10 protein-coding genes are annotated in these 11,835 nt (G+C 45.0%); 6 read left to right on the top strand and 4 right to left on the bottom strand.

Annotated elements, in window-relative coordinates; all coding sequences use genetic code 11:
* Window positions 1–285: 285 nt before the first annotated feature.
* A complete protein-coding gene (locus RMO79_RS06440) occupies window positions 286–912 on the bottom strand; it encodes an ATP-grasp domain-containing protein (RefSeq protein WP_310482233.1) in 627 nt (208 codons plus the stop codon).
* Complete coding sequence (locus tag RMO79_RS06435) at window positions 869–1,078, bottom strand: hypothetical protein (RefSeq protein ID WP_310482232.1); 210 nt, start codon at window positions 1,076–1,078, stop codon at window positions 869–871. The genes RMO79_RS06440 and RMO79_RS06435 overlap by 44 nt, the downstream gene beginning before the upstream one ends.
* An 80-nt stretch (window positions 1,079–1,158) precedes the next feature.
* On the opposite strand from RMO79_RS06435, the gene RMO79_RS06430 reads away from it, so the two are divergent.
* From RMO79_RS06430 to RMO79_RS06420, 3 genes are all read left to right on the top strand, one after another.
* Window positions 1,159–2,463, top strand: coding sequence for a tetratricopeptide repeat-containing serine protease family protein (locus RMO79_RS06430; RefSeq protein ID WP_310482231.1), 1,305 nt, complete (start codon window positions 1,159–1,161; stop codon window positions 2,461–2,463).
* 168 nt (window positions 2,464–2,631) lie between these two features.
* Complete coding sequence (locus tag RMO79_RS06425; protein ID WP_310482230.1) at window positions 2,632–4,395, top strand: S8 family peptidase; 1,764 nt, start codon at window positions 2,632–2,634, stop codon at window positions 4,393–4,395.
* Window positions 4,392–4,631 carry a hypothetical protein gene (locus RMO79_RS06420; RefSeq protein WP_310482229.1) on the top strand — a complete coding sequence of 80 codons (240 nt, stop codon included), beginning with the start codon at window positions 4,392–4,394 and terminating at the stop codon, window positions 4,629–4,631. The genes RMO79_RS06425 and RMO79_RS06420 overlap by 4 nt, the downstream gene beginning before the upstream one ends.
* 215 nt (window positions 4,632–4,846) lie before the next feature.
* On the opposite strand, the gene RMO79_RS06415 is transcribed toward RMO79_RS06420, so the two are convergent.
* Together RMO79_RS06415 and RMO79_RS06410 are read right to left on the bottom strand one after the other, a co-directional pair.
* Window positions 4,847–7,108, bottom strand: a complete 2,262-nt coding sequence (locus RMO79_RS06415; protein ID WP_310482228.1) for a CHAT domain-containing protein — start codon at window positions 7,106–7,108, stop codon at window positions 4,847–4,849.
* Between the two features lie 82 nt (window positions 7,109–7,190).
* Window positions 7,191–7,703, bottom strand: coding sequence for a GrpB family protein (locus tag RMO79_RS06410; RefSeq protein WP_310482227.1), 513 nt, complete (start codon window positions 7,701–7,703; stop codon window positions 7,191–7,193).
* Window positions 7,704–7,759: 56 nt separating this feature from the next.
* Between RMO79_RS06410 and RMO79_RS06405 the strand changes: the two genes are divergently transcribed.
* From RMO79_RS06405 to RMO79_RS06395, 3 genes are all read left to right on the top strand, one after another.
* Window positions 7,760–8,488, top strand: a complete 729-nt coding sequence (locus tag RMO79_RS06405; protein WP_310482226.1) for a class I SAM-dependent methyltransferase — start codon at window positions 7,760–7,762, stop codon at window positions 8,486–8,488.
* Between the two features lie 277 nt (window positions 8,489–8,765).
* On the top strand, window positions 8,766–10,916 hold the full coding sequence (locus tag RMO79_RS06400; protein WP_310482225.1) for an RNA ligase family protein: 2,151 nt from the start codon (window positions 8,766–8,768) through the stop codon (window positions 10,914–10,916).
* A gap of 134 nt (window positions 10,917–11,050) precedes the next feature.
* Entirely contained in the window at window positions 11,051–11,713 is a 663-nt protein-coding gene (locus tag RMO79_RS06395; protein ID WP_396136541.1) for a hypothetical protein, read from the top strand.
* The last annotated feature ends 122 nt before the right edge of the window (window positions 11,714–11,835 follow it).

Genomic DNA, 11,835 nt, shown 5'->3' with positions numbered 1-11,835 from the left:
GTCCGCCCCCCCCCCCCACCCCCCCGCGGGGGGGGGTTTCGGGGGGTGGGGGGGGGTGGGGGTGGCGCGGGGGGGGGGGGGGGGGGGGGGGGGGCCGGGGGGGGGGGGGGGGGGAGAGGGATGGGTTATTTAGATCGTACCTCTATCTAGTATCTGATGTTGGTGGAGGATCTAGTACAGGGCGGCACAAGTTAGGCTAGTATTTAATCTTACCTCCCAACTCCCAACTCCCAACTCCCAACTCCCAACTTTCCCAACTAGTGGGTTTATTTACGCCTGAGACTACTAATTAAAACTGTGGCATATTTCTACAAATCGTTCGGTAGTCCATCCTACCAGACCAGATACTTGGCCGTCACCAATTTCGACAATCCGTTTTACTCCGTCTTGTCTATCGATCGTATCGATGCTAAAGAATCTACTCTTAATTCTAGTAGCACAGTCTAGGGCAATCTCTGGAATTGGCTCATTCGCATCGGAGCCAAACACTTTACCATCGATGACGAAATAACGTTGCTCGGATGTGGGGATAAAATCTTCTACCCGCCTGACGCAGATGCCACCTTCAATCGTACCGCGAAATTTGTGCATTTCGGCGATGATGAGATCGATCTCTGATGGGTGACTTATTATTGAACCCATTGAGGTTTTGAGGGATTTGACATAATCCTTGACGAAAAATCGATCCCAGCCCAATTTCTCCAATTCAATTTTTAGATCCCCATCAGTATGATAAAAGTGAGTTTCTGGTGTAAGATCTTTAATTAAATGATCCCAATTGGGTAAATAGTGGGTAGCTAAGTAATCGACGCTTGATGTTTGAATGCAGGCACCAGCCTGAGATATTGCCGTGACTAATTTTTGATATTCAGATGCACCCAGCATCCAGCCACGGTAGATTACATAAAGCATCTGGAGTCAATGACGGACGAATTTGTGGTGAGTCTGAGGATAATGATTCTAATGAAACAACAGCAACTTGAAATCCAGCTTGTCGAAATGCTGTTGCTTCAGATAGGTACATCTCATCTACAAGGGTGGGACGAAAATAGTCACTGGGAAATAAGAATATGGTCATTTTAAAATTTCAGATCTGGGGCTGAGCAATACATCGGAAAATATTTCAGTTTTGCCGAAGGCACTTTCAATAATTAAATTATGCAGAAACAATTTATCCCTGCCATTATAGGGATTAGCATCACCATTCCTCTGTTCCAAATCACCCCAACGCGGGCAGTGCAGTCAGGGCAAGTCAGTAATATCGCCCAAGGCGTAGTTGTTTTTATCAAGACTCAATCAGGACATGGTTCTGGGGCGATCGTCAAACAGGTTGGGGATACCTATACAGTTTTAACTTCTGCTCATGTAGTTGATGATGCCAAGAGTCTGGCTCTAGAAATTGTTACTCCCGATCGGGAATCATATGATATCGATACTGATGATATCAAGATCGCGCCCAACAATCTAGATTTGGCAACTGTTACTTTCAGAAGTGACAAAAAATATCCCGTTGTCAAATTAGGCGATTCCAACAATGTAGCCAAGGGGCAAACAGTTTTTACGGCAGGTTTTTTGGGGAAAACATTACATTTCCATCCAGGAAAAGTAGTCGCCATCAGTCGCAAGCCCCAAGATAGTGGTTATGGTTTGGTAGTGGGAAACGCCGATATTTTGCCAGGAATGAGTGGTGGTGGACTATTCAATGAGGCGGGAATGCTAGTTGGAATTAATGGTAAAACGATCGGCTCGATCGATAATTACCCTAGTATCAATGGTCGCACCAATAAAGCCAAGCCAGTCAGCGGTTTAGCCATCCCGATTAATACTTTTACTCAAGTCGCCAGCCAATTGCGGGTAGAATTGGATAATAAAGCTACAATACCCATCTCGTCAGCACCAACGGCTGATGATTTTTTTGTCACAGCTCAGAATAAGTCCCAAAAAGGTAATTATCGGGGGGCGATTGCCGATTACGATCGGACTCTAGCTTTAAATCCTAATTTTGGGGAAGTCTACTTTCGGCGAGGATTGGCGCGAAATGTGTTACGGGATTGGCGAGGAGCCAACGCAGATTATAGCAGTGCGATCGTCTTCAAACCAGACCATGCTGAAGCCTACACCAATCGTGGTCTAATCCGCAATATTCTCAAAGACTGGAAAAATGCTAAATCTGATTTCGATCTCTCGATTATCTTCAATCCTCGCGCCTCTTTTGCCTATGTTGGGCGCGGAATTGCCCGCTGTGAGCTGAAAGACTATCGGGGTGGAATCGGTGATTACGACAGGGCTATTGCCCTCAATCCCAACTATGCTGAAACTTATACTAGCAGAGGATTGGCTTACTACTCGATCGGCAACAAGCAAAGCGCGCTGAATGACTACCTCACCGCCGCCGAAATCTACCGCAAACAAGGCAAAAATCGCGAGTATCTTGAAGCGGTGCGGCGGGTGAGGGATTTGTAGGGAGAGGGGGAGAGGGGGAGACTGGGAGACGGTAAAGCGTTCCTCAAGTCCCCCAGTCCCCCAGTCCCCCAGTCCCCCCCTCCCCCCCTCTCCTCACCCCTCACCCACTCCCCCCCTCACCCCTCCATTAAGCTATGCTGGAAGTGCTAGATAGAGATCGCCATACATATGCGTAAACTGTTAATCTTGTGCTTATTTTGCTTGGGGATAGGATTTGCCATATCCAACTTTACGGGATTGGCGACTAGAGGGGAATTTGACTCCCTTGTCATCGATTTTAAAGATAACTTACCAGCGGGGGAGATCGATCGGGAATTGGCAGAATTGAGCAAGGAGTATCGGATTGCGCCACGTCTGAATAGTCAATTTTCCCAAGTAGAGCATGTATATGTAGTCAAAGGCGATCGAACTTTACTAACCAAACTGCAAGGATCGAGTCTGAGTAAGGATGTAGAATCGATCGAACCGAACTATATCTACCGTAGCTCGATCGCACCCAACGACCCTCAATATAGCAAGCAGTGGCACCTTCGCAGCATTCACATCGAACAAGCGTGGGAAGAAAATCGGGGTAAAGGAATTACCGTCGCGATTATCGATACAGGGGTGAGCAAAGTCCCCGATTTGGAGCAGACAGAATTTGTTAAAGGCTATGATTTTGTCAATGATAAAGTAAATGCCGACGATGATAACGGACATGGCACTCACGTAGCGGGCACTGTCGCCCAATCTACCAATAATAACTACGGAGTAGCCGGAATTGCCTATGAAGCCAAAATCATGCCCCTGAAGGTCTTGTCAGGTAGCGGAGGAGGAACGATTAGCGATATCGCCGAGTCAATCCGGTTCGCGGCAGATAATGGGGCGAATATCGTCAATATGAGTCTGGGTGGTGGTGGCGAAAGCCAGGTGATGAAAGACGCGATCGAGTATGCTCATAATAAAGGGGTGGTAATTATCGCCGCCGCTGGGAATGAGAATGCCGAATCCGCATCCTATCCCGCTCGATACGCCCACGTCATCGGTGTCGGCGCACTCGACGCGCAAGACGAGCGAGCCGAATTTTCCAACTATGGCGCGGGGGTAAATATTGCCGCACCAGGTGGCGGGCATGGTAGTAAAATTTGGCAAGAGACGATCGATCCAACTACGAATACGCCCATCATCTCCGGCTTCCAAGGTACTAGTATGGCAGCCCCCCACGTCGCTGGAGTAGCCGCTCTGATTGAATCCATCGGTGTTACCGCACCAGATGAAGTCTATGCAGTCTTGCAACAATCGGCACGCAAAATCGAGTCAGATCCTCAGAACTTTTACGGTGCAGGGCATCTAGACGCAGCAGCAGCCGTCAAACTCGCCCAAAAAGGCAAAATCACCTTCAATGACTTCTTCCGCTGGTTGCGCGATAATGGTTATCTGAACCTTCGCTTCTGGATTGATGGTGGTGCGATTGCCCTATTACCAAAACTAGGGATGGTACTGGGTTCTTATTTACTCGCCTTCTTGCTTCGCAACTATGTTCCATTTGGATTTCCGTTAGTGAGTGGGATGGTAGCTGGGAGTACTGGATTGTTTTTCCTACGCGGATTTTATATCTTTGATTTACCCCAAACTCCCTTCCGCATTTTAGGTAGTTCGATTCCTGAATTGGGCAATGCGATTTCTGGCACCAGTATTTTAAATCCACTGTTTGCAAGTGTCCTGATTCCGGTACTATTACTGATAGTCTGCTGGTCATATCCCCAGGGAAAATTGTTTTCTATCGGTACTAGTTTGGGTGTAGCTGCTTGTCTCTTGGTGAGTGCTGTAGTCGCTCCAAATGTCTGGCTACTCGGCGATGGCGTTGTTGCGCGCAGTTTCTTGGTAGTGAATGGGTTGCTATGTTTTGGTTTGGCTAAGTTCGCGGCGAGAGGAGATACTCAGATAGTATGATTACGGTGATTGGTGGAATCGAACACAAAGGCTTTGGTACTGGTGCTTGGGCATTGGTAGCTGAAGATGGCGCGACTTACGAGTTACTAGATTGTCCCCGCGACTTGCGTCAGGTGGGATTGAAAGTAAAAGTAAATGGTACATTGAATGATGATGTGATGACTTTGGCTATGATTGGAAAAGTCTTGAATGTTAATTCTTTTGAGATTTTGGAAAATCGTTCTTCGGTAGAGTAGACTTTTTTATTGGTAAGCAAATAGTACCGATTGATGATTCGATTGGTACTATTTTTTTACTTCGACTCACATCTTGCATCAAAATAAAGTTACTAAGCGAGTCTAAATGAGAAGATAGGATACTCTCTGCGCCCTCTGCGCCTCTGCGGTTTAAAAATCAGGGAAATCATTATCTGAGTCGATTTAGTTCTGAATCGGATCTTGTCAAACAGCCTCTAAGGCATACCCTGCGTGATAAAGGTTGCCCAATAGAATGGCGATGCAAAGGGTTTATCCATCTCACAGTACGCTTCTAAGTGATATTCGAGCGCGGTTTTGAGTGTGGGGTGATGTTTTGTGACATACTCGATCGCATCTGGATAGTAGTGATGTTGAAATTCTGCGCCTGTGAGATTTCGTAGTCGAAATTGGGCGGTACGAAGGGAGATGGCGGGATTGGTGCCTTTGCGTCGCTCTTGGTGGTACATCACCTGAAAAATAACGCTGACGTAATCATCCACGCTCCAAAGGGTGCTTTGTACCGAGCAGTCGTTGGCATCTTCTACGGGTGGGCTGAGTTGGGAATATTGGAGCATCTCACAGCTAGGAATGGAGTGGATGATGAATCTGTCGCCAAGTAGTAACCCACCCGGCTCTAATTCCTTACTTTTCGCTCCGAGGCTACCCTGTGTACATAAGTTATTAGAGTCATTGCTTAGTCCTTTTACCCCACCCCAGCCCTCCCCTTGCCAAGGGGAGGGAGTGAAGCCCCCCCTTTCCAAGAGGGGGTTGGGGGCGTAAATCAATCGAGACTGAAGTCTAACCGACTTGTCGGTACGCGGTAGCTCGGAGACGAGAGGATTTAAGGGGAGAGCAGCGAAGGGGATTTGATGGAGGTTGAGGTGAGGAAGGATGATTAGTTCGTTGATATCGGTGAGGTGTGTCTCGATGAGGGTATCGAGTTCGAGTCGCTGAGAAATATCGTGGAGTAATCGGGGTAAATCTTCCGCCCAGTTGGAATTGTCTTCATGAGAGGGGTTAATCCAGGTTTTTTGCAGCCAGTTTTGGAATTTTTGCGTGCCTTGATTTTTGCAGGTGTGAAGGGTTGGCGCGCCGCTTTGTTTGATGATGAAGATCTGGGTATCATCATTGGTGGTGTAGCAGGTGAGGATAGCAGTGTGGGGATTGTGGATGAGTTGTTGGATAGCGGCATAGTCGATGGTTTCAGCTTGGATTTGTCTCCCATCTGTTTGCGCCATCCCGACTAATTGGCGACTGCGGATGCGTTGGGTGTACTCGATGGCTTGGGAATAGTTTTCGAGATTGATGGCGCATTGAATCGCATTCTCGTAGATGGAGAGGATATCATCGCACATTTCCGGCTGCTGCTGTTCATCTACTCCCCAATTGCGGGAAGTTTCCATGGCTTGGATCTCAATTTCAAAGGCATCAGCGGCGAGTTGCCATTCACCCTGTTTGAAATAAACCTGCCCTAGATGACTTTCTTTGTGGGCATCTATTGGTATGCTAATTGGGGTAACTACGGTGACTCGATCGTCATTTTCATCTGTAGATTGGTGAACTATTTCCTCATCTTCTGGGAATATGGTCTCAGATTCTTCGTCTATCTGTTTATTTACGCCTAGTTGTAAGTCCAATTTTTGACTTAATTGTTCGGCAAAAACTTCTAACCATTCGATCGTCCATCCTGAATCTGGATTGTTTCGTGCTTTCCTAATTTCAGCCACTTCTAATAATGCTATTACCAATCCTTTGTCAACCAGTTTAGGGTGGTCGGCGAGGACTCGATCTTCCTCATTTAGAGGGCATTCTAGGAGTGCTTGAACTAGATCGAAATATGCAGTTTGACGATCTTTGTCTGGTTGAACTAGTTCATTATCTACTAGATCGGGTTGTTCGTCTGGCCGATCGTGAACTAATGAAGATTGCTCTTTACAGGCGATCGATAATGCAAGATTAACCTGTCTATCTCCACTCGAATAGGTTTGGAGATCGATCGATAAATTTTGGACGATCGATTCAATATACGCTTGCCTATCTCGATCTTCTGCTCGCTCTAATAATGCGGCGATCGAAGCTGGTAAAATAGCTAATAGTTCTTCATTTAGATAACCCAGATGTCTGTCGAAAAATTGATGAACTATCCCGCCATTCCCTTGACTATTCACCACTATTTGCAATAGCTCAACCGAAAATCTAATATAATCTTCCTGCTCTAGTTTGACAGTCTCACTTTGCCCCGATGCCAATTTTCGCTCTAATTGTTGGGCAAAACTAACCAACCGCTGAATTGTCGCCCTCAGTGGTGGATGGTTGCGAATCATCATCATCTTAGCAGTGTCTTTCAACGTCTTGACTAGTCCTTCATCCACCAAATCGAGGTTGGCTGCCAAAATTCGCTCTTCGTCGTTCTGGGGGGATTGGATGAGCGATTGAACTACTTGACGATATGCGGCTTGGCGTTCTTGGTTGGACATTGGAGCTTTGGAGGATGGAGAGGTGATGCTGTCGTATATTAAACCTCAAGTTGGGTTTTCATGCTGTCAATTGTACTACTTTTTATGAGCCAAAGCCATCTGCGCGATCGATCTCTTTGATGAATTCAGCTTTACCAGCTTGATATCCAGCGATATCATTGGGATATTCGGCGGCTAGTTTTCGTTTTAAATTGCTATACTCTTGAGCTGCTTCTGGATGAGCAAGCATATAGTCTCGGAATGCTAAATGACGAGTTATTTGAGCTGAATTAATTTCAAAGATATGAATGTGGTGGGTTCTGATTCCGAGCTGGTTGTCTTTACGGAAAAAGCGGCGATCTTTTATGCCAAATTCACCCATCACCTCATAACCGATCGATTCCATTTCTAAATTCCGATCGTCTACTTGATTAATAGATTTGACTTCTACCAGAAAATCAATAATTGGTTTAGCATAAATAGTAGCAATCGCCGTGCTGCCAATATGATGAATGGCGATCGCATTTTCACCCAAAGCATTGGTGATATATTGTGATTCGGTATCGAAGTTCGATTTCCATTGCAGATTGTGTGGTACAACTTCTACTTTACGCATCGTCAATCGGAATGATATACAATTTGATTATACTCTGGGAAATAATCTAACCTTCCATGCTGGTCAAAAGCTTTTTAAAAACCCTAGTTGCTTGTGTCATCTGTTGGCAAATTGCAGCGTTACCTAGTTGTGCCCTAATTCAATCCAAATTTTATAGTTACCGCCCACCCAGTTTTGATAGTACTGGGAAAGTTTATATGGGTAGGGAAATTGCCAAGGTGATGGGGCATCAGGGAGCTGACTGGCTAGAGCGTCCAGAACGGGCAACAGAGGAGCAACCGGAGCAAACGATCGCCGCACTAGAATTGAAGTCTACGGACGTTGTAGCGGATATTGGCGCAGGTACGGGATATATTTCCGAGTTGCTAGCTCTACAGGTGCCTGAAGGAAAGGTGATATCAACCGATATTCAGCCAGAAATGATTGCACTCCTGAAACAACGGATCGATCGCAAAAAGATATCTAATATTCAAACCCAATTAGGTACCGAACAAAGTGCTGAATTATTACCAGCGAGTATCGATCTTGCCATCATGGTGGATGTATATCATGAATTGAGCTATCCCCAAGAAATGATGACGGGGATTGTTGCGGCTCTCAAACCAGGGGGGCGTGTTGTACTAGTAGAATATCGAGGCGAAGACCCGAAGATTAATATCAAGCCTCACCATAAAGTCACCGAGAAACAGATTCAGAAAGAACTAAGTGCAGTAGGTTTAAAATGGCAAAAGACTGATGGTATTCTACCACAGCAGCACATCTTATTTTTTGTTAAAGCATCGTAGCTAACGTAGGGTGGCAATGCCCACCACACTAATATATCGCTAAATATTGTCTATTTGTAACCAGAAAATTGATTTGTGGGCAGTGCCCACCCTACTAAGAGATCCTAGATAATATGCGTAGGGTGGGCACTGCCCACCACCTAAGTTTAAAGCATAGTATATTTCATAAACAATATTTAAACAACATACTCAAATATTGTTTATTTGTAACCAGCGAATCGATCTGTGGGCAGTGCCCACTCTACATACTCACCCCTCACCCCTCACCCCGCTAATTATGAGTACGATTAAAGTAGAAGTTTGTGAAATTTTGGATCTCCAACCTCATGGAAATGCTGATGCTTTGGAATTGGCAACGGTTCAGGGTTGGCAAATGTGTGTCAAAAAAGGCGTACACAAAAAGGGCGATGCCGTGGTCTATTTCGAGCAGGGAACGGTATTAAAAAAAGAAGTAGCTGAGGGGTTGAATGTTGCTACATATTTATCCGAGAAGACCGATATTAATGGCGATCGAGTCCTCGTAGTTCACCGGATCAAATTACGCGGCGAACCATCTTTTGGGTTGGTAGTTCAGCCGGAAGCGGGGATGGAATTGGGGCAAGATGTAGCCGAGTTTTATCAAGCGACTAAATACAATCCGCCGATAAAAATTCAAGCGGGAGATAGTGCCAGCGACGATCCAAATTTTCCGAAATATACTAGTCTCGAAAATATGCGGAGTTATCCCGATCTACTAGAAGTCGGGGAACCAGTTATTGCAACAGAAAAAGTCCACGGCTGCTTAATCTATAAAACTAAAATATCTATGTGGGGTGGGGGACACAAACCTATCCACAAGATAGAAATTGGGGAATTTGTTGTAGGAATGAATGCAAAAGGAGAAATAGTCCCTAGCAAAGTACTGAAAAAATTTAATAATGGCTCGGCAGAAAAATGGTTAAATGTTAGAGGGAAGCGTAGACTTTTTGGTGGCGGAAATCCTTTTTTCTCTATATATTGTACTCCAAGTCATCAATTCTACTGTCCTCATGAAGGTTGTTATAAAGCAGCTATTAACTTAACCAACGAAGATCGAGTATTAATTATTCATGATTCAAATTCCCTAACCTATGTAGAAGAGCAAATTTTACTTGGAAAACTATTGGGCGATGGCTTTTTGCATAAAACTAAAGATAGTAATTCTAGTGCCATAAAGTTTTCTCATAAAAAAAGTCATGAGGAGTATTTAAATTTTTGTATTGACAGTTTAAAACAACTGAAAACAAATAAAACTAGAAATCTAACTAGTGGCTACGGAACCGAAATGACTGAGGCTTCTACAGAATATAGTAATGCAATTTATGAGGAATTTTATTTATCTTTCAGGGCAGAGGGCACTAAAAAGAAAGTTCCTAGCTGGGTAGCCGATCGTTTGTCTCCGCTCTCTTTAGCATTTTGGTATATGGATGATGGCAGTCTCAGCCATACGGAAAAGCAAGAGGATAGAGCTTTATTTGCGTGCTGCAATTTTAGTGATGCAGATCTAATAATATTGCTTGCAGGATTGAAAAATTTAGGGCTAAATGGGGTATCTTATAAATCGGACGATCGACAATATAACAGAATTAGGCTTAATAAAGAAAGTGCGGATAAGATGTTCTGTCTAATCTCGCCTTACATTCCTGAAGTAATGCAATATAAATTACCAAGTAATTACAGAGGGCGAAAAGTGCCTGTGATTCCAGCAACCGAACAGAAATATACACCAATAATTAAAAGTGTTGACATATATTCTGTAAAAGAGGCTTTTAATGTAGATTCCAGTAGATGGGATCTAGAAACAGAAACCCATAATTTTTTCGCAAATTCTATTTTAGTTCATAACTCTAATTGCCGTGTGGGTTATGTTTGGCACACTGATGACGAGCAGCCGACAATGATGGCTGGTTCGAGAACTTTGCGGCGGAAAGATCCAGAAGATTCAAATACAATGGTGGCGAATACTTATTGGTTTCCCCATACATTACCTGGAGTCAAACATCTGCTCAAGGAGTTGCAAAGTCAAGGCTATAAGCAAGCCATTTTGTATGGTGAAGTTTATGGGCAATCGATTCAGGCTTATAGTTATGGCGAGCGGAAGATAAATTTTCGCGCTTTCGATCTGATGTTGGAGGGTAAGTATGTGGACTATACAACTTTCAAATCTTTGTGCGATCGCCATCAAGTCGAGCAAGTACCATTAGTTTATGAAGGTGCTTTCTCCCTCGATGTTATCAAATCGCATTCTGATGGTGATTCTCTCGTCGGCGGCAACCACGGGAGAGAAGGAGTAGTTGTCAAACCGATCGTCGAAAGGGAGCATCCTAAGACTGGGCGAGTTATTCTGAAATATATTGGCGATCGATATTTATTTGGTAAGGTTTCCGAACAAGATACGACGGATATATAAAGGTAATTGTCTATCTCGATCGATAGAGTCCCAAATCAATCGATCGACAGATGAATCCCATAGTTTCCAAACGATATGCTGAAGCTATTCCAGTCGATCTGGAAAGTTTCTACTATAACTATTGGAGCACGATTGTGGCATATATAGATAGACCTGGTGATTATATCGAACGCACAGTGCCTGTTGTTAGTCAAATCTACCACGACCAAGTGCGCTGGGGGCCGATCTTAGCAGGGCTAGTTATCACCCTGAGTACCCAGCTAGTTTTGAGCGCGCTGGGGGTGGCAATTGGTTCGAGTAGTATTGGGGGTTCTGGAGCACCTCGATCGGAGGCAACTGGTGTTGGTGTCAGTGTTGGGATTTGGTCGATTATTAGTTTGCTAATTGCCCTATTTGCGGGCGGATGGACTACCGCGCATACATCTGGGCGGATGAATCGAAATACAGCTCTATTGAATGGGGCGATTTTGTGGGCATCTACTTTAGCTCTAAGTGCTTGGTTGCTGACTAGCGGCGTATCGGGTGCATTTGGCATCGCTGCTTCCAATGCTGGTAGCGTCGTCGATCGAGTTCAACAAAATATCCCGGCAAACCAGCAAACCCCAGTTACACCACCAACGATCTCAGCCCAACAAACGCGAGATATTGCTGGTAATACAGCCAAAGTGAGTTGGTCGTTTGTGATGGGTTCTCTATTGGGATTACTGGCCGCTTTAATTGGTTCTGTCGTGGGCTTCCGGCACCCTAGAACCACCACAACCGAAACTTATGGCCCACCTACTGGCGGTCGAATTTAAGCTAGGTAGAATGACAGATTAGAAGTCGATGCCGCAAGGCGGATGCTATGCGACAGATCGATCGGCCAAAAATTTCAACCGCCATTGTTAGGACATACCCCCGACTTCTCCAAGAAGTCGGG

This window comes from Chamaesiphon sp. VAR_48_metabat_403 (genome assembly GCF_031422475.1).
Lineage (GTDB): Bacteria > Cyanobacteriota > Cyanobacteriia > Cyanobacteriales > Chamaesiphonaceae > Chamaesiphon.
Note: the sequence above shows the minus strand (reverse complement) of the source record. Positions and strands in the feature narration are given on the sequence as shown.